Origin of the sequence: Pedobacter sp. UBA5917, assembly GCF_002432345.1 — a bacterium.
GTDB lineage: Bacteria > Bacteroidota > Bacteroidia > Sphingobacteriales > Sphingobacteriaceae > Pedobacter.
Window position 1 is genome coordinate 1 of sequence record NZ_DJDT01000298.1, and the last position, 20708, is coordinate 20708.

A 20708-nucleotide genomic window follows, 5' to 3' on the forward strand; every position below is an offset into this window, starting at 1 on the left:
ATGCTGAGGTACGAAGCATCTGTAAGCGATGAAACCGTTACTTAAGGTTAGCAGAACAGCATCCCAAAAAGATTGCAGCGTATGGCAGGACTGTCGGAACCGATGAAAACAGGAACCTGCTTTTTAAATCAATAAAACACTAACCCGCCATGATTTGTGTCTCCACAAACCATCAAGTTGACTCCATTCCAATCAACCTGCTTTTTTAGCCACAGATGCACGGGAAACACAGATTTTATCTCCCTGAGCAGAATCGAAAGGTAATTAAAGGATATCAAGCAAAATCCTTTTTTGCTATCTTACCGTATATATCGCAATCTTTTTTAAATTAAACCCATCTGATGATCAATTTCCTCAAAATCATTTTCTCGGCACTGTTTGTTTTCATGTGCTATAAGGTAATCACTACATCACTGGAAAGCAATTTGTTCCAGCAATGGGATTTTCTGGGCAGCATACCATGGATGCGCGCAACGCTATGGGATTTTTACGCTAACATCTTCATTATCACCCTGTGGATGTTTTATAAAGAAGAAAGCATTATTCTTAAAATCTCTATTACTATTTTGTTCGTATGTTTAGGTAGCATAGCAACCCTGGCTTATGTTTTGGTATATTTATTTAAACTAAAAGATGGCGAAGGTGTTAAAGAATTACTGGTTAATAAAAGTTAATGGTTGATAGACGATGGTCTGCTGGCCTTTAAGCCATTAACCGTCAACCAAAAAACTATTAACCATTTATGGATTACAAGCATCTACTATTCATCGCCCTCATTTCACTTATTGCCTGCTGCTTTATTATGGCCATGGTTTGGCTCTGGGCAAAGAAAATCAAAAATGCAGGAGTGGTTGATGTTTTCTGGGCGCTGAATTTTCCGGTAATTACCATCATTACATTCTTTTTATCGGATGGTTACGATCCCCGTAAAATTTTGATCTGCGGTATGTTTTTACTGGCCGAACTGCGCTTGGGCATTCACCTTTGGCAACGCGTTATTGGTCATTTAGATGAAGAGGAGGGCAGATATGAGCAGTTACGTAAAGAATGGGGTAATAAAGCCGACCGGAATTTCTTTGTGTTTTTTCAGTTTCAGGCCATATCCAATGTAATTCTGGCCATTCCGTTTTTTATCATCACCGCAAATCAATCACAGGAAATTTCGATTCTTGAATTTATAGGTGCTGCAGTTTGGGTAATTGCTTTTTTCGGGGAAATGATGGCCGACCGGCAGCTTGCTGCATTTAAAAAGGATCCGGGTAATAAAGGTAAGGTTTGCGATACCGGTCTTTGGCATTATAGCCGTCACCCCAATTATTTTTTCGAGTGGTTAACCTGGATGGGCTATTTTATTTTCGCACTTGCCTCGCCGTGGGGAATTTTGGCTATTATCAGTCCGGCGGTTATTTTATATTTATTAACGAAAGTTACCGGTGTGCCGAATAACGAAGAACAAAACCTGCGGAGCAAACCTGTGGCTTACAAGAAATACCAGGAAACAACGAGTGCCTTTTTCCCTTGGGGGAAGAAGAGGTAAGATGGAAAATGTAAAATGGATGAGGGGTAACAATCCATCATCCATTTTACGTCACACATCAGCCATATATTATACATTTTAAATCACACATCATTCATCTTACATCATTCTATTTTACATTTCAATATATGTGGTACGATAAACTTTTAGAAAACGACAAACTTCCGGATGCGGCCTTGCGCATCGGCATCAGAAAATTATGTAAACAACGCTTAGATGATGAAACGCTGGGCGATGAAGAATTGCAACAGGAAAAATTTATGGACCTGGTTGCCGAATTAAAGCAATCGCCGATAGCGGTAAATACAGCCGATGCCAACGAACAGCACTACGAACTGCCGACCGAATTTTTTCAGTACTGTTTGGGCAAAAACTTAAAATACAGTAGCGGTTATTGGAAACCGGGCGTTAAAGATATCGATACTTCTGAAGATGATATGTTGGCTTTAACCTGCAAAAGGGCCGATTTACAGAACAGACAAAATGTTTTGGAACTGGGTTGTGGCTGGGGCTCGCTTTCATTGTACATGTCGGCGAAATTTCCGGAGAGTACTTTTACCGTGGTTTCGAATTCTGCAACGCAGAAAATATTTATCGATGAAACTGCAAAACAGCGTGGAATACAGAATTTAACCGTTTTAACTGCCGATATGAACACTTTTACCATTGCCGATACGTTCGATCGTGTGGTTTCGGTAGAAATGTTTGAACATATGCGCAACTATAAATTTTTGCTTAATAAAGTGGCTTCTTTCCTCAAACCTGATGGAAAACTATTTGTGCATATTTTTACGCATAAAACCCTGGCTTACAAATTCGAGGTGATTGACGAAACCGACTGGATGAGCAAGTACTTTTTTACCGGTGGTATTATGCCGTCAAACCACCTGTTTTTCTATTTTAACGATGATTTAAAAATCGATAAACACTGGGTCGTAAATGGAACCAATTATGGTAAAACATCCGAAGCATGGTTAAGCAATATGGACAAACACAAAAAAGAAATCATGCCGATTTTAGAGCGTACCTACGGTAAAGAGCAGGCTGTAAAATGGTGGGTATACTGGAGGTTGTTTTACATGTCGTGCGCCGAACTGTTTAATTATAACAAAGGGAACGAATGGATGGTATGTCATTATTTGTTCGAAAAAAAATAATGTAATATGTTTGATGTAAGATGGATAATGGAGGGTTCTTTTCCATCATTCATCTTACATCATACCTCATCCATATTACCTTTTCCATTTTACATTATCTATCATCATGCAAACACTCGCCATTATCGGCTCCGGAATAGCAGGCATGGGCTGTGCCCATAAATTGCAGCATAAATACGATATTACCCTTTTCGAAGAGCTCGATTATATCGGTGGTCATACCAATACCATTACGCTCGAAGAGGATGGCCAGCCCATTTACCTCGATAGCGGTTTTATGGTTTTTAACTATCAAACCTATCCAAACCTGACAGAAATGTTTGCCGAGATTGATGCGCCGGTAATTAAAACCGATATGTCGTTCAGTGTACAATTTCTCCCTAAAAAATTAGAATACAGCGGATCAAGCTTGAACCATCTTTTTGCCCAGCGGAAAAACCTGTTCAATATTTCTTATTTGAAAATGTTGATGCAGATTAACCGTTTCAACAAACAGAGTGTTGAGATTTTGGATAAACCCGAATATCAGGATTATTCGATCGGAAAGTTTTTTAAAGAATTTGGTTATAGCGATGATATGCTCTGGCAATACCTCATCCCGATGAGCGCTGCGGTTTGGAGTGCTCCGATGGAGCAAATTTTGGATTTCCCAGCAGTTACCCTTATCCGTTTCTTTAAAAATCATGGCTTCTTGGGCTTGGATACACAGCATCAATGGTATACGCTGCAAAACGGGAGTCAGGCTTACCGCGAAAAATTGATTGCACCTTTCCGTGATAGGATCAAAATCAATAATAAAATTGTTTCCGTAAAACGCCTGGAGAACGGTAAAGTTGAAGTAGAAAACCAAAAAGGCGAAAAATTCGAATTCGATAAGGTAATTATGGCCAGTCATGCCGACCAGACTTTCGAAATCGTAAAAGATAAAACCGCTTTGGAAACCGAGTTGCTTTCTAAATTCAAATACCAGTTAAACAAGGCCGTTGTACACACCGACGAAAAGCAGATGCCCGAAACCAAACTGGCCTGGAGCAGCTGGAACTACCGCGTAGAAAAACAGGGCGATAAATTATTGCCAAGTACAATTTACTGGATGAACAGTTTGCAGGGCGTGTCTAAAAAGCAGAATTATTTTGTTTCCATTAACCCAACCGAAACGTTAAATCCCGAAAAGATTGTTAAAGAAATCAATTATCATCATCCTTTATTTGATGTTCCGGCCATGCAGGCACAGGAGCAATTGCATAAGCTAAACGAAACCGGACCGGTTTACTATTGCGGCAGTTATTTTAAATATGGTTTTCACGAAGATGCCTATAAAAGTGCTGTTGATTTGTGCTTAAATATGTAAGATGTGGGATGGAAAATGGATGATGGAAGGTTCAATGTAAAAGGGAAGATGTAAAATGGATGATGAAAAGCTTAATATAAGATAGAGAATGGAGTGTTAATTTTTAAAGCCATCATCCCTCTTACATTTTCCATCACCCATTCATTTCCCCATCCTCCATGTTACATTTTCCATCATCCATTCTTACATTTTCCATATTTTTATTATCTTTAACTAAATCATCCTTAGAAATTTTACTGTTTAAATTTTTTAAGATGAACGAAAAAACAATTCATTTGCTAGAAAGAACATTTCGCTTTGGCGTAGATGTTTTAAAGTTTTTAAGCACACTGCCTTATAATTTCATCTATAAGGTTCCAATGTTGCAATTAAGTAGAAGTGCAACTTCTATTGGAGCAAATTATGAGGAAGCTCAGGGAGCTGTAAGCAAAAGAGATTTTAGTCACAAAATCGGAATATCCTACAGAGAAGCCAGAGAAAGTGTTTATTGGTTGCGAACGCTGAACGAGTTGTATCAGGATGAAAAATATCAGATGGATTTTGAGAAATTTACAGCGGAAGCGATCGAACTTAAAAAAAATATTTACCTCGATTAAGATTTCATCCGGTAAATAATCCGTATGTAAGGTTTTAATCCGAGTTATTCCGTTTGCCATTTTACACTATACATGAAAAGTCCATCAGCCATTTTACATCTTACATCTAGTATATACACCGCCAAAGTGATGCACCATCGCCTCGCACCCAAAAAACATTCTTTTTGGTATAGGGTGTATATGTTTTATATCGATCTGGATGAGTTGGATTTACTTGCTCAAAAACTTCGCTGGTTTAGCCGGAATAAATTTAACCTTTTTTCTTTCCGTGATGCCGAACACCTGCAATTGCCAAAAGAAAATCCCGATCAAAGCAAAAATACGCGTCAGCATGTAGAAGATTATTTAAAAGAAAATGGGGTAGATGGTAGTGAGCTTAAAATAAAACTGCTTACCAATCTCAATGTGCTGGGTTACAACTTCAACCCGGTTTCTTTTTATTATTGTTTTGATGGGCAGGATAATCCGGTTTGTTGCGTGGCCGAAATCAGCAATACCTACCGTGAAATGAAACTTTTTTTCTTCGGCAAAGATGAACTGGATGGCGATACCTTTAAAAAAATCACCACCAAATATTTTTATGTTTCGCCATTTATCGATCACGATGATTCTTTCGATTTTAAATTAAAAGTGCCCAACGATAAACTCGATATTAAAATTGATGATATCGATAAGCAGGGTAACCGGTTTTTTATCAGTACCTTAATGGGAGAGAGAAAAGCGCTAACCAATGCCGGTTTGTTGCGGTATTTTTTCTCTATACCCTTAATTCCGTTGCAGGTAATGGGCATGATCCATTGGCAGGCCTTTAAACTTTGGATAAAAAAAATACCTTTTCATCCAAAAGCCGAAAACCCTGAGCTGCAACGTAACGTATATAAACCCTATAAACCACAAATAAAATAGATCAGAGATTATGAATACGCTTACCGCTACCAGAACATCAACGGGTTTTTTCGAAAGAGTTGTGCTTAATGCACTTTCTAAAATGACTTTGGGCAAATTGGAACTTTCGCTGCCAAGTGGCGAAACGCTGGTTTTTGGGAACGGGGAACATAAAATAGAAGCACATATACAGGTTAATCATCCCGATTTTTTTAAATCAATAGCCCTTTACGGCGATATCGGTTTCGGCGAAGGCTATACCTCTGGCCTTTGGGATACTACAAACATTACCAATGTAATTAAATGGGTAATCCTCAATATCGAAAACGCACCTTCGGTTACCGGTAGCAAGGTAAAATCCATCGCGCTGAATATTTTTAAATGGGTTAACAAGATTTACCATGTGCGTAGGGCCAATACACTAGCCGGATCGCAGAAAAATATTTCGGAACATTACGACCTGAACAATGATTTCTTTGCTACTTTTCTGGATAAAACCATGACTTACTCCAGTGGTTATTTCAATCCGGAAGATTTAAGTTTAGAAGAATCGCAATATGCCAAATACGATCGCCTGGCAAAACAACTTAAAGTTAAAGCTACCGATCATGTTCTGGAGATCGGGAGCGGTTGGGGCGGAAACGCGATTTTTCTGGCAAAAAATTATGGTTGCAAAGTTACTTCCGTTACCATTTCGAAAGAACAGCAGAAACTGGCGATGGAGCGTGTGAATGCCGAAGGTTTGGCCGATAAAGTTTCGGTTATCATTCAGGATTACCGTAAAATTGAAGGCACTTTTGATAAAATTGTTTCCATCGAAATGTTAGAGGCCGTTGGTCACCAATATTTGGAAACCTATTTCGAAAAATGTCAGGAGCTTTTAAAACCGGACGGCATTTTTGCTTTTCAGGTAATTACCTCGCCCGATTGCCGGTATGATAAGTTACGTAATGGGGTAGATTGGATCCAGAAACATATTTTTCCCGGTTCGCTACTGCCTTCCGTAGCCGCCATGAACAAAGCAATAAACGAAACCGGCGATTTAACCCTGGTCGATTTAAAAGATATGGGGCTAGATTATGCCCGCACCCTTCATTTATGGTTCATCGAATTCAATAAAAATCTCGATAAAGTAAAAGCACTGGGCTTTGACGAAACCTTTATCCGCAAATGGAACTATTACCTAAACTATTGCGAGGCCGCCTTCGCCATGCGGAATATTAATGTGATGCAAATGGTGTATTCGAGGCCGAATAATATTTCGAGGTAGAGCGGTAGGATGTTTGATGTAAAATGGATGATGGGGAAATTTCTACTGTCTATTTTACATCGTCCATTATCCATTTTACATTTTCCATGTTTCTTCACCGATAAATCTCTATCATTCACCGAACAAAATGTAGGGTTAGCATAAAAAGTATGGCGTATAATTGTAACAAATTGCAACTTGCGCAGACTAATTACAAAAAGACTAACTCTTAACATGAAAAGACTTCTACTATTAACTTTTATCCTTGGAATATTTTTTACCGCACATGCCCAGTTTCCGGGCGGCTTTGGTGGAGGGGCTAAAAAACCTACGGTATTCGGACGTATAACAGCAACCATACTCGATTCAGTAACAAAAAAACCGATTGATTACGCCACCGTATCACTAATAACGGTTAAAGACAATAAATCAGTTAATGGCGGTGTAACCGATGAGAAAGGAAAATTATCCTTACAGAATGTTGCGCCCGATTCTTATAAACTGATGATCGGTTTTATGGGCTACAAAACAAAAACGGTTTTGGTTACCACAACACCATCTAAACCGGATAACAGCATCGGAACAATCTATATCTCGGGATCAGAAAATACTTTGGCCGATGTTCAGGTACAGGGTACAAAGGCCGTTATCGAAAACAAAATTGATAGAATGGTGTACAATGCAGAAGCTGATGGAACAAATGCCGGGGGCGATGCAACAGATGTAATGCGTAAAGTACCGATGCTTTCGGTTGATGTAGATGGAAACGTGCAGTTGCGCGGTGGTGCCGTTCGTGTTTTAATAAACGGTAAACCATCAGGCACAATGGCCAGCAGTGTTTCCGACGCCTTAAAAATGATCCCCGCAGAGCAGATTAAAAGTGTGGAGGTAATTACCAGTCCATCGGCTAAATATGATGCCGAAGGTTCGGGCGGTATCATCAATATCATTACCAAAAAATCTAACGCACAGGGGGTAAGTGGAACGGTAAATGCTTCGGCAGGTACCCGTCAGAATAATGGTGCGTTTAACTTAACTGCAAAAACCGGTCGTTTAAGCATCAATACCAGCTTGGGTACAAATTTGGCCTATGCACAGAAATCGAGGGTGCAGTTCGAAAACAATACCCGGATTGATAGTTTAGGTAATGTGAAATTTAATAACATTAGCCAGGATGGTTATTCGAAATGGAGCCGCGACGGTTATAATGGTAGCGTTGGTGTAGATTACGATTTTAACGCTTATAACAACGTAAGCTCTAATGTTAAATACAACAGTTTTTCTAACGGAGGTCCGGGAAGTGCAGATTATATCATCAACGGATTACCATTGGTTAATAAAAGTGATATGGATATGGGCTTCAGCAATATCGATTGGAATGTGGATTATAAACACACTACCAAAAAAGAAGGCGAAGAGTTTACTGTTTCAGGTCAGTTATCAACAGGAAGAAATACCACAGAATTTCAGAACGAAATTGTAGGTTCCACCTTTAAGCCCATAAACAATAACAATACTGGTAAAAATAAAGAATATACCGCGCAAACAGATTATACCTATCCATTTACCAAGGCAACTATTTTAGAAGTTGGGGTAAAAGGCATTTTCAGGAATATCAGCAGCGAATTTAGCAACAACAGCGCAGGCGATTTCGATTACGATCAAAATGTGGCATCTGCTTACGGAGTGATCAGTTTCAAATTGAGCAAAAAATTAAATTTTAAAGGAGGTTTAAGATCAGAGTATACCAGTATTAGTTTTAACACCAGAGATGCAGGCATACAGAAAAATGATTATTTTAACCTCTTCCCAAGTGCCATCATTTCGCAGACCCTTAAAGGAAATGCGACGTTAAAATTAAGTTATAACCGTAGGGTACAAAGACCAAGTTTGTCTTATTTAAACCCGTTCCGTAACGAGAGCGATCAGTTTAACGTAAGAGAAGGACAACCTGGTTTAAGCCCTGAGTTAAGTGATAACCTTGAACTGGGGTACTCTACCTTTATTAAAGGCTCTGTAATTAACGCTTCGGTATTCTATCGCCGTACAGGTGGGGTAATTGAGAGTTCAATCCAAGCTTTTACCGAAAACGGAATCGATAAAACCTTAACTACTTATATTAACGTTGGTACGGCCCAAACTTATGGTGCCAATGTTTTTGCTTCTTACAACCCTAAACCAAAATGGACTTTAATGACCAACATTGGTGTAAATACCTATGAGGTGAGCAATACCCAAACAGGCGTTAGTACCGGTACTTTTTTAAACTATAACATATTTGGCCGTTCTGCTTATGGCTTTGGTAAAGGTTACAATTTCGAATTGTTCGGGGTGGTAAATTCGCCAAGAAGAACTTATCAGGGTAAAACAGATGCCATGGTTTTTTATGGAGCATCGTTCAAAAAAGACATCCTGAACAAAAAAGGTTCGATCGGTATCAATACCTTAAATCCTTTTACAAGAGATTTACACATTAAAACGGTTAATAATTCGGTTACAACAAATGGTAACAAAATCAGTACCCTATACCAAAGTACCAACATTTATTATCCATTACGTTCTTTTGGTATTAACTTCAGTTACTCTTTCGGTAAACTTAAATTTACAGAGAAGAAAAAAATCAAAAACGACGATATCAAACAAGATCAGCAGCAAGGTGGAGGTATGGGCGGTGGCGTTCAACAATAAAACCCAATCTTAATATACATTCTTAAAGTCTTTCCATATTGCTGGAAAGACTTTTTTGTTTTAGAAGTATTAACTTTCTCAGAAGAACTCCGGTGGCTTAGGTGGTCACAAAAAAGTGCGGGTAATTTTAACAGGATAATACACTTAACGATGTTTTTGAAAAAAAAAGCTTGTTACTTAATCTTTTAATCAGCTAAGCAGGCATTTGTTTGAAAATTAATCAAAATAATTGCGGTACAACCTATTTTTTTAATACTGATGATTTTTTTGCCTCCTACTTACTCATGTTTTGCGTGTTTTTGCGGTATCATGATTCGCTATGTAAAAAAATACCGTAGATTTTGTTCCATCTGTCATGTTTTGTGCGTGTTTACGACGCTAAAAGCTTATATTGCATTAACTAACAAATCCTTAACCTAAACAATCGAGATATGAGAAAAATCTTTACCTCACTTTTTTTTCTGTGTATTTTACTGGCCGGTGTTGCAGCAGTGGCGCAGGTAAAAACAATAACAGGAAAAATCACTTCTACTGATGATGGTGGGCCACTACCTGGAGTAAGTATAAAAATTAAGGCAGGCACAACAGGTACCTCAACTGATGCAAACGGTAATTTTACCATTCAGGTGCCATCATCCAGTGCTGTACTTGTAATCAGTTTAATTGGTTATAAAACACAGGAAATTACCGTTGGTGCTAAAACCACTGTTAATGCAGTACTGGCTTCTGATGCGCAGGAATTACAGGAAGTAACCATTTCTACCGCTTTGGGTATTACCCGGCAGGCAAAATCGTTAGGCTATGCCGCGCAAACCGTTGGCGATAAAGACCTTAATTTTAACCATCAGCCCAACTTAATCAATGCCTTGCAAGGAAAAGTTGCAGGTGCAACCATTTCAAGCACAGGCGGTGGGCCAGGTCAGGGAGCAAGTATAAAAATTAGGGGCATAAATTCGATCGACCCTAATATTCCAAGCGATCCATTATACGTAATTGATGGTGTGCAGATCGACAATACCACTTCAACATTGGGTGCAAATCCCGGGGGCACTGCTTATGGCGCCAGGGGCGTAAGCAACAGGGCATCAGATGTGAACCCTGAAGATATCGAAACCATCAATATTTTGAAAGGTGGAGCAGCTACAGCACTTTATGGTTTAAGAGGTGCTAATGGTGTAGTGGTAATTACCACTAAAAAAGGAAAAGCTGGTGGTTTTAATATCAACCTCAATAGTACTTATGGTTTCGACAATGTGCTGATTAGTCCTGATGTACAAACAGAGTATACACAGGGTGTTAGGGGAGTTTATACAAATCCTCCGGCAGGTATTGGACCAGCATGGGGGCCAACAATTGCAGAAGCAAAATTGATAGATCCAACGCATCCGGATCAACTATTTGATAATTACAAACAAGCATTTGGAACCGGGCAGCAATATAAAAATTCGGTTTCTGTAGCTGGTGGAAGTGAAGCCATAAAATTCTTTTCTTCGGTTTCCCAACTCTATCAAAAGGGAATGATGCCGAATACAGACTATAAAAACTTCTCTGCAAGGTTGAATACTGATTTTACCATCAGTCCAAAATTTAAAGCTGCGGTAAACATGAATTTCAATAATTCTGGCGGGTATACCTACAGTGCCGATCGCTTTGGCGAAGGTTTGGCTTATTGGTCGCCAAGATATGATGTAGCCAATTCTGAAAACCCAGATGGTACCCAGGTTTATTTAGGTACCAATAACCCAATTTGGGGAACGGCAAACAATAAATTAAAAGGCGATGTTAACCGTTTTATCGGTGGAGCCGCCTTAACATACGATCCTGTTAAATGGCTAAATTTCTCTTACCGTTTCGGTGTGGATACCTATAACGATAACAGGATTAGAACAGCCAGGGGGCCGATGTTTACCGGAGAAAATGTTTACGACAACGAATTTGGTTTTTATGGAGAATACAACACCAAGTTCAGAACTTTGAACAGCACATTTGTTGCAACTTTTAATACAAAGATAGCGGAAGGCTTAAACGGAACTTTACGCGTTGGACAGGAAGTTTACGATAAGCGTGTTAAAGATGTTGGAGTACTGGGCAGCCAGTTGAGTATTTACAATTTCTTCAATTTGGGCAATGCAAAAGTGTTAACGCCATCTCAAACCATAACAGAAAAAAGATTGGTTGGTTATTTTGGTGAGGCTACCTTCGATTATAATAATTACCTTTTCTTAACCCTTACCGGAAGAAATGATATTACCTCAACTTTGCCGAAAGATAACAGATCTTTCTTTTATCCATCAGCAAGTTTAAGTTATGTATTTTCCGATCATTTTAAACTTCCTGCATCAATCAGTCAGGCTAAATTAAGGTTATCTTATGCCCAAATCGGTAAAGATGCGTCAGAATATGCTACCTCGTCGGGTTTTACCAATTACATTAACCTGCCTACCGGTACAACCGGTTTAACCATTTCGCCAAACCTGGGTAATCCAACGCTCCGACCAGAATTTACGAATTCTTTTGAGGCTGGTTTAGAGATGTCGTTCTTTAAAAACCGCTTGGGATTTGACTTTACTTACTATTATTCATTGAGTAAAGATCAGATTGTTCGTGCACAGGTTTCGTCTGCAACCGGTTATGTCTCATCCTTTATCAATGCGGGTGATATCAGAAATAGAGGTGTAGAATTAGTGATTAACGGAAAACCTATTGTAAGTGAGCAGTTTAAGTGGGATGTGAACCTTAACTTATCAGCCAATAGAAACAAAGTATTAACCATGCCAATTGGTATAAGCGAGCTGGTTTATGGTGCAGCCAGGGGATACGGAAATGCCGGAGTAACTATGAAATTGATTCAGGGCCAGCCTTATGGAAATATTTATGGCAGTTATTTTACCAGGTATTCTCCTCAACAGCAAGATCCGGTTTTTTTGGATAAAAACCTTCCATTATTGATCGGTGCAAACGGCTTTCCCGTAATTTCGGGCGGACAACAGCGCTTACTGGGTAATTCACAGCCCGATTATGTTATCGGATTTGGCAATACTTTCAGGTATAAACAGTTTAGCTTAAATGTACTTTTTGATGCACGTTTAGGTTTCGAAAAGTATAACTGGTTAGAAGACTTTTATGCCGCATTCGGATTACCGGATTATACTGCCGACAGAAGATCGTACAAAGTATTCGATGGTGTACTTGCAAACGGAACACCAAACACCAAGCAGGTTTGGCTGGGCCAGAATACGGTAGATGGGGTAGACTATGGAGAAGGTTACTACCGCGTATATTACAGGAACGTTTCAGAGCCATTTGTATCCGATGCTTCGTGGGTAAGATTGCGTTCTGCAAGTTTAAGTTATGCATTACCCTCGAAGTGGCTTCCGGCAAAAACAATAAAATCTGCAAGTTTATCCGTTACCGGAAATAATTTGTGGTTATGGACAAAATACTATGGTGTAGATCCAGAATCCAGCTCTTTCGATTCGGGTAGCAATAATGATGGCTCTGCCGGCTTTACCTATCCAAGTGCAAGAACTATCCTTTTCTCTATTAATGTTGGTTTTTAAAAAGGAAATACGATGCAAAAAATTATAAAATACACAATATATTCAGCTTTAATTGCAACAATGGGGTTGCAAAGCTGTAAAGACAGCTATTTTGATAAGCTGGCTGATAATCCTAATCAGGTTACTGTTCCAACATTGCCATCATTGTTGGCAACTTCAACGGCTAAAGCAGGAATAAACAACTATAATGTAGCAAGTATTATTGTGCCTTATGTACAATATACTGCAAACCCTACAGCAAGTGGCGCTGGTGATACTTATCAGTCTATTGATTTCAGTGCTACCTGGGACGCCCTCTATTTTGCCATGGCAGATGCCAACGAAATGAAAAAACTGGCAGTAGCACAGGGATCGAGCGAATATAAGGGTGTTGCCGATGTGCTTATCGCTTACAACCTTATTATGGTTAACGATCTTTGGGGCAATGCGCCCTTTTCGCAGGCTTTCGACATAACCAATTTTACACCGAAGTACGATACAGGGCAGGAGGTTTACAACCAAACAATGGCACTGGTGGATGAGGCCATTGTAGAATTGGCCAAAACAAATGCAACCGTTAAATTAACGGCTGCAAACGATCTTATTTATGGTGCTTCTGCAGCAACTGAGCGGGCTAACTGGCTAAAATTTGCTTATGCCCTTAAAGCAAGGTTATTGAATAAAGTAAGCAAAACAACCGCATACAATCCAACAGCAGTTCTTAGTGCAGTAAGCAATTCTTTTGCTTCCAACTCCGATGATGCTGCAATGGGAAGTTTTGTAATCAGGAATTTTTGGGCAAGTGTGGCCATTGCAAATGCTTCCCAATCGCTGGGCGGCTGGCTTTCAGAACAATTAATAGATCACCTTAATGGACCTACTTACGGTGTGGTTGATCCACGGATTGCGAAAATAACCGATAAAACCATTAACAATGTGTATATAGGTACGGTAAATGGCGCAGGTAATAGGGGTACAGGGGGCAATACCACCAAAGATGAGTGTTATATCTCTGTAAATTCACCCTGGACGAGTCCAACATCTCCAATATTTATCGCAACCTATGCCGAATTAAAATTTATTGAGGCTGAGGCTGCGTTGGCTTCAGATAAACCGAGGGCTTATGCAGCCTATATTGCTGCGATTGGTGCCAATATGGATAAATTTCAGGTGGCCGCCCCCGATAAAGCCATTTATCTTGCCGATCCGCGCGTAGCTGTTGGTGCAGCAGCTTTAACCAAAGATCTGATCTTAAAAGAAAAATATGTGGCAACCTACCTAAATCCTGAAGCCTGGAACGATGCCCGCAGATACGATTATAAGTATAAAGACTTTACACTTCCGGTAAATGCGGTTTTAACCGACTTCATCCGCAGGTTAGATTATCCACAGGGCGAAAGAAGCAAAAATGGCGCAAATGTGCCTGCTGATGTTCCAAGAACTACCAAACTTTGGTGGGATCAGTAAATTGCTAAGCGTTTGGCGAAAAGCGTTTATCTAGCTTTCGCCAAACGCTACCCTTTTATGCACCATACACTTCTCGCCCTACATCAACCGCTATCCGCTTAGCGCTATTCGCCAACCGTCCCATGCTACGCGCCAATCTCCTAACGAATGAAAAAAATAATCTTTTCCCTGATAGTTCTATTCTGCACCTCCAACATATTTGCGCAGTCTTTTAGTTTGAAATCCGTTTTATCCTATCCTTTTCCTACGCAATTGGTGGCTTCGCCTGTAGGTAATAAAATTGCTTGGGCAGCAAACGAACAGGGTAAAAGAAATATTTACACAGCAGAGGCGCCAGATTATAAAGCGGTAAAAATTACAGATTATACCGAAGACGATGGTCAGGAATTAACGGGTTTGTCTATTTCGGCCGATGGCAAATGGATTGTATTTGTGCGTGGAGGGGATCATGGTGGAAGGGATAGTGCTCCGGTAAACGCAAATTCGTCGCCGCTTGCGCCCAGGGTACAGGTATTTGCCATTCCTTATGCAGGTGGAAAAACAATACTTATTGGCGAAGGCGATAATCCGGTGATTTCGCCGGATAGTAAAGAAGTACTTTTTGCCAAAGCTGGCCAGGTAATGATTAGTCCGATAGACGGAACGTCGGCAGCTAAAAACTTATTTTATGCTAAAGGGATAAACGGGGCCTATAAATGGTCGCCGGATGGGAAGAAAATTGCTTTTATTTCAAACCGTACCGATCATTCCTTTTTAGGGATTTATACCGATCAGCAAACGCCGGTTAAATGGCTCTTGCCTTCTTTTTCTAAAGATAATACGCCGGTATGGTCGCCAGATGGTAATGATATTGCTTTTATTAGAACGCCTGGTATTGGGGGCGAAACCGATTCTATTTTGAGCAAAAAACATCAGCCATGGGCCATTTTTACGGTTAATGTAAACACCGGAACCGGAAAACAGATCTGGAAAGCGCCCGAAACTTTCCGTGGCTCTTTTCCGTCAATTGATGGGGGCGCAAATTTATTATGGGCCGATGGGAAAATCATTTTTACCTCTTACGAAGATGGTTGGCCACATCTTTATGCCATTACTCCTGATGGATCAAAACGTTTATTACTTAGCCCCGGTAATTTTGCTGTAGAGAACGTTAAATTAAGTACGGATAAAAAGACACTGGTTTTTGCGGTGAACACAGGCAATGATAAGGATGATCTTGATAGGCGGCATATTTATAAAGTTTCGGTAAATAAAGCAGATATGCAGGCCTTAACTTCGGGGAGCGGTATAGAAGCATATCCGGTTATTGCAGGTGATAACCAAACCTTTTTCTGTTTAAGTTCCACAGCAGAACGACCGCTTTTGCCGGCATTAATTAACAACAAAAAGTTAAAACTGATCGGCGAATCGCTCATTCCTGAAAATTTCCCGATAAAGGATATGGTGGTTCCCAAACATGTGAGCTTTAAGGCTGCTGATGGGAATATAGTTTATGGACAGTTGTTCTCGCCTAAAAAAGCAGGTAAAAATCATCCGGCAATTGTTTATGTACACGGAGGCCCGCAAAGGCAGATGTTTTTGGGCTGGAATCCGATGGATTATTACTCGATAGATTACGCATTAAACCAATATTTGGTTAATCTGGGGTTCACCGTTTTATCTGTAAATTACCGCTTGGGCATTGGTTACGGTTACGAATTTCATAAACCCATGCGTGCGGGAGCGCAGGGCGCATCAGAATATCAGGATATCAAAGCCGCTGGCGAATGGCTGGCCCATCAAACTGATATTAACAAAGATAAAATCGGGATTTATGGTGGCTCTTATGGCGGATATTTAACCGCATTGGCTTTAGGTAAAGATGCTAAACTTTTCGCTGCCGGGGTAGATATCCATGGTGTAAATAACCGCTTTACCAGTTTTGATCAGGAAGGCCGCAAACCTGCACCCGATGCATTGCTCGCTGCGAAAATTGCAGAAGAATCATCTCCCATAAGTTATGTAAGCACCTGGACATCGCCCACACTAATTATCCATGCCGACGACGACCGCAATGTAGCCTTTAACCAAAGTGTTGATCTGGTTAAACGTTTTGAAGATAAGAAATTTGATTTCGAATTTCTGGCCATTCCGGATGATACCCACCACTGGATGAAATTCTCGAACGGTTTAAAAGTAAGCGAAGCAACAGCCGAATTTTTGAAAAGGAAGTTGATGGGGAAAAAGTAAGTTTCTTCTCCAATAGGTTTATTTAGATGTGGCCGTCACCCTGAATTCATTTCAGGGTCTTTCACGCTAAAAAGATGCTGACCACAAAGTAGCTATTAGACCATTTAATAACAATAGAAATGGCTAATAAAATAAATTCAGCATGACGAACGGTCTAGGCTAAGCGATTATAAAACATTATTTTCAACAATAATTGTTGAGTTCTAGTTGCCAGAATAGACTACCCCTTTTTAATCCGCTTCAAAATCATCAAACTCAAAGGATTAAAAGAATAACCAGAAATATTATTCTGCAACATCACTACCGATTGATCATAAAACAACGGTACAACAGGCGAATAATCCATCACCATCTGATCCATTTTGCGGTAAAGTTCAAAACGTTTTTCGTTATCTGTTTCGTAATAACTCTGCTCAAAAAGCCGGTCAAATTCCTTGTTGTAAAAAGCAGTGTAATTCGGGCCATAAGGTACTTTGTTTTTGGAGTAAAACATCGAAAGGAAATTTTCTCCATCACCGTAATCCGCCAGCCACGAACCACGGAAAAAGTTCACGTGATTTTTAGACATTAGGTCTCTTAAACTGGCACTAGGGCTTACATCTATTTTAACTTTTATGCCAACAGCAGTTAATTCGCCCTGGATAAATTCGATCAGATCTTTATAAGTAGTGGTGGTATTTAAAGTTACTTCTGCCATACCTTTTCCTTCGGGGAAACCGGCTTCAGCTAAAAGTTGTGCGGCCATTTTAGGATTATAGGCATATCCATGTACAGCCAGACTATCAAAACCGGGCATACCTTTAGGGATAAAGCCGGAAGTTGCCGCAACACCGATTCCGTTACGTAGATATTTAATCAGGCGGTCTCGGTCAATAGCATAATTAATGGCCTGTCTGATTTTTTTCTGACGCAATGGCGAGTTTTTTACGATTGAAAGGTTTGTATCCACCAATATCCCAACATATTCCGTACACAGGTACGGGCTTTTCGTCAGCGTAAATTTTCCCTTATATTTTGAGGTCATTTTGCCGCTTTTAGTGAGGATATCATCGCGGTAACTTCCATCCACATTATAATAAAAATCGAGGTCTTTTTTCAAAAAGCTCATAAAACCACTTTGTTTATCTGTAATAAACGTGGCTTTTACCGCATCAAGATAAGGAAGAGACTTTCCTTTAGCATCCTTTTCAAAATAATGGGGATTTTTCAAAAGCACCAATATTTCGCCTTCTTTCCAATATTTAAAGGTGAAAGGGCCTGTACCTATCGGATGGCTTCTGAAATCCTTGCCGTAATGCTCAACCACTTCTTTGGGTACTACAGAACAGTATTGGGTGGTAAGTAAGCTCATAAACGGTGGAAAAGGGCGTACCAGTTTAATCTGGAAAGTAGAATCGTTCAGGGCAATAAAATTGCTTTTATCCTTCACTTTATCGCTAAAAATCCATCCACCGGATGAAGCTACTTTTGGATCGATCAGCCTGTAAAAACTGTATACAAAATCGCTGGCAATTACTTTTCTGCCTTTCCCGTTTTTAAAAATCGGGTCGTTATGAAAGTAAACATCGTTACGCAGATTAAAGGTATAAGTTAGCGCGTCATCCGAAACCTGCCAGCTTTTTGCAATGCAGGGAACTGTTTGAAGTGATGAATCAATCTGCACCAGCCCGTTAAAAATCTGGTTGGTCATCCAGATAGCATTCTGGTTACGCGCAAAAGCCGGATCGATGGACGTTAACCCCTGATCAAGGTTGATGTTGAATATTTTTTTGTCTTTATGATCCTCATTTTTGCTGCATGAAAAGAAAAAGGTGACACAAAAAAACCAAAATATATACTTAAATGAACCTCGCATCGATCAGGAATGTTATTTTTGCACAAATTAATAAATTTAATGCAGATGTCTTTTTTAAACGATTTATTTATTGGCCTCGATGCTGCCAAACAGGAAGAGTTACAGGAACGTTTAGATTTAGTGGAACATAAGATTAAATTTATGGATAAAATACCTGTTGCCCTTTTGGATACGGGTAATAATCCAGGTTACCTTTTGGCCGAAGAAATTGCATTGGCAGGCGGGATGTTGGAAACTGATATCTTAAGCGCTGTTTTCATCATTTATTATCAGCCTGGCAAAACCCTTACCGATTTAATGCGTGAGGTACCTGCGGCTTTGGGGACTGACTGGCCAGCTGTAAAAAATAACCGCATCATTTTATTAAACGACGATGTAGAACGCGAGAGAACTGCCGAAAATGCCGTTTCATTAATAGAAGATGTCGCCGAAATGCTGCACCCGGGCTCATTTATTTTTGGCCACGAAGGCGATAAATGGATCAGGTTTGAAGTTTAGGAGAAGATGTAAGATGGAAAATGTAATATGGATGATGGTGTTGCAATATTCTAACATTTCAATCCTCCAACATTTGAACAAAAAAGCTTTTCAATTAAACTTGTAGCACGGAAAAACAAACAGTGCTTGCGCTCGTTTCCAAACGAGTGCAGAAATAGCCAAACGATTTTATCGTTAAAATGGGATTAAGAAGATTTTAATCTGCTGTATTGAAAACCTTCTAGTCTTCAACCTTCCAACCTTCACCCCTTTATCCCGTACTCCTCAATCTTCCGGTAAAGCGTGGTTAAACCGATCCCCAATAATCTCGAGGTTTCGGTTTTATTGCCTTTGGTGTGTACAAGCACTTTTTGTATGTGCTGTTTTTCGATCTGTTGCAGGTTATAATCGTTTTCTATTGGTGCAAATTCAAAAAATTCTGGCGGAAGGGCAGTTGCACTTAATGTATCGCCATCTGATAGGATAACCAAACGTTCGATCACATTTTTAAGCTCACGGATATTTCCTTTCCAGCTGTGATCGCCCAGAATAGATAAAATCTTATCATCCATTTTTGGTGTTGAGCGGTTTACCTTATCCGCAAATTCTTTTAAATAATGTTTGGCCAGCGCAGGGATATCGGCTTTACGCTCGCGCAGAGGTGGCAGAACGATGGTGAAAACAGAAAGCCGGTAATAAAGGTCCGACCTGAATTTTCCGGATGCCGCATCTGCCTTTAAATCTTTGTTGGTGGCCGCTAAAATCCGCACATTTACCTGTTGGGTTAAGGTATCGCCAACTTTAATAAAAGTCTGACTCTCCAATACCCGTAATAATTTAGCCTGTAAATCGAGGTTCATTTCGCCGATTTCATCCAGCAATAATGTACCGCCATTGGCCTCTTCCAATAAGCCTTTTTTATCTTTATTGGCACCGGTAAAAGCGCCTGCCTTGTATCCGAATAATTCACTTTCTAATAAATCCGGACTAAAGCCACTACAGTTTAAAGCTACAAATGGCTTTGCAGCTCTTGGGCTTTCGTAATGGATGGATTGTGCAAATACTTCTTTTCCGGTTCCGGTTTCGCCCAATAGCAATACGGTTGTATCAGTTGCACTTACTTTTTTAGCGAGATCGATAGCTTCCTTTAAAGCTTTCGATTGGCCGATAATGGTTTCGAAACTGTGTTTTTTTGCGATTTTGTTTTCGAGATCAGAAACCCTCCGCTGTAGGTTCGATTTATCCATCGCCTTATATAAAAGCGGAATAATTTTATCGTTATCATCACCTTTAACCAGGTAATCAAACCCTCCGTTTTTAATGGCTAAAACACCATCTGCAATGGTTCCGTAAGCAGTAAGATTAATTACTTCTACGTAGGGTTTTATAGCTTTAATGTCTTTAACCAGTGCAACACCATTTACGTCAGGAAGTTTAACATCACTGATTACAATGCTTACATCATTATTTTTAAGTAATTTAAGTCCTTCTTTTCCTGTACCTGCCTGCAGGGTTTTAAAACCTTCGAGTTCTATAATCCTGGAAAGTAAACTGCTGATTTTCTTTTCATCATCGATGATGAGCACCACGCCATTCATAGCTAAAAATTATGCTGCAATATTAAGTATAATGTTGGAGATTGTTACATTTCGAACTGTTCATTGGTTCACTGGTCATT

Annotated in this window: 14 protein-coding genes; 12 read left to right on the plus strand and 2 right to left on the minus strand. The window is 39.8% G+C overall.

Annotated elements, in window-relative coordinates; genetic code table 11:
• The first annotated feature begins 341 nt into the window (after nucleotides 1–341).
• The 11 genes from B2V92_RS20650 to B2V92_RS20700 all read left to right on the plus strand — a co-directional run bounded on the left by B2V92_RS20650 (nucleotide 342) and on the right by B2V92_RS20700 (nucleotide 16698).
• Nucleotides 342–674: a DUF1475 family protein gene (locus tag B2V92_RS20650; RefSeq protein WP_293311816.1), complete on the plus strand. Its 333-nt coding sequence runs from the start codon at nucleotides 342–344 to the stop codon at nucleotides 672–674.
• Nucleotides 675–742: 68 nt separating this feature from the next.
• Nucleotides 743–1537 carry a DUF1295 domain-containing protein gene (locus B2V92_RS20655; RefSeq protein WP_293311818.1) on the plus strand — a complete coding sequence of 265 codons (795 nt, stop codon included), beginning with the start codon at nucleotides 743–745 and terminating at the stop codon, nucleotides 1535–1537.
• A 128-nt stretch (nucleotides 1538–1665) separates the two neighbouring features.
• Nucleotides 1666–2694 (plus strand): SAM-dependent methyltransferase, encoded by a 1029-nt coding sequence (locus B2V92_RS20660; protein WP_293311820.1) that lies wholly within the window; start codon nucleotides 1666–1668, stop codon nucleotides 2692–2694.
• 106 nt (nucleotides 2695–2800) lie between these two features.
• Nucleotides 2801–4045, plus strand: a complete 1245-nt coding sequence (locus B2V92_RS20665; protein WP_293311822.1) for an NAD(P)/FAD-dependent oxidoreductase — start codon at nucleotides 2801–2803, stop codon at nucleotides 4043–4045.
• A gap of 254 nt (nucleotides 4046–4299) precedes the next feature.
• Nucleotides 4300–4641, plus strand: coding sequence for a four helix bundle protein (locus B2V92_RS20670; protein WP_293311824.1), 342 nt, complete (start codon nucleotides 4300–4302; stop codon nucleotides 4639–4641).
• Between the two features lie 72 nt (nucleotides 4642–4713).
• Nucleotides 4714–5547 carry a DUF1365 domain-containing protein gene (locus tag B2V92_RS20675; protein WP_293311826.1) on the plus strand — a complete coding sequence of 278 codons (834 nt, stop codon included), beginning with the start codon at nucleotides 4714–4716 and terminating at the stop codon, nucleotides 5545–5547.
• Nucleotides 5548–5557: 10 nt separating this feature from the next.
• Nucleotides 5558–6796 (plus strand): SAM-dependent methyltransferase, encoded by a 1239-nt coding sequence (locus tag B2V92_RS20680; protein WP_293311828.1) that lies wholly within the window; start codon nucleotides 5558–5560, stop codon nucleotides 6794–6796.
• 213 nt (nucleotides 6797–7009) lie between these two features.
• Nucleotides 7010–9463: a TonB-dependent receptor family protein gene (locus tag B2V92_RS20685; protein ID WP_293311830.1), complete on the plus strand. Its 2454-nt coding sequence runs from the start codon at nucleotides 7010–7012 to the stop codon at nucleotides 9461–9463.
• 431 nt (nucleotides 9464–9894) lie between these two features.
• Entirely contained in the window at nucleotides 9895–13023 is a 3129-nt protein-coding gene (locus tag B2V92_RS20690; RefSeq protein ID WP_293311832.1) for a SusC/RagA family TonB-linked outer membrane protein, read from the plus strand.
• 12 nt (nucleotides 13024–13035) lie between these two features.
• On the plus strand, nucleotides 13036–14469 hold the full coding sequence (locus B2V92_RS20695; protein ID WP_293311834.1) for a SusD/RagB family nutrient-binding outer membrane lipoprotein: 1434 nt from the start codon (nucleotides 13036–13038) through the stop codon (nucleotides 14467–14469).
• 147 nt (nucleotides 14470–14616) lie between these two features.
• Nucleotides 14617–16698 (plus strand): S9 family peptidase, encoded by a 2082-nt coding sequence (locus tag B2V92_RS20700; protein WP_293311836.1) that lies wholly within the window; start codon nucleotides 14617–14619, stop codon nucleotides 16696–16698.
• A gap of 220 nt (nucleotides 16699–16918) precedes the next feature.
• On the opposite strand, the gene B2V92_RS20705 is transcribed toward B2V92_RS20700, so the two are convergent.
• On the minus strand, nucleotides 16919–18388 hold the full coding sequence (locus tag B2V92_RS20705) for an ABC transporter substrate-binding protein (protein ID WP_293311838.1): 1470 nt from the start codon (nucleotides 18386–18388) through the stop codon (nucleotides 16919–16921).
• Nucleotides 18389–18598: 210 nt separating this feature from the next.
• Between B2V92_RS20705 and B2V92_RS20710 the strand changes: the two genes are divergently transcribed.
• Nucleotides 18599–19051 (plus strand): hypothetical protein, encoded by a 453-nt coding sequence (locus tag B2V92_RS20710; RefSeq protein WP_293311840.1) that lies wholly within the window; start codon nucleotides 18599–18601, stop codon nucleotides 19049–19051.
• Nucleotides 19052–19293: 242 nt separating this feature from the next.
• Here the strand turns inward: B2V92_RS20710 and B2V92_RS20715 are convergent, their stop codons facing one another.
• Nucleotides 19294–20628, minus strand: coding sequence for a sigma-54-dependent transcriptional regulator (locus B2V92_RS20715; protein ID WP_293311842.1), 1335 nt, complete (start codon nucleotides 20626–20628; stop codon nucleotides 19294–19296).
• Nucleotides 20629–20708: the final 80 nt, after the last annotated feature.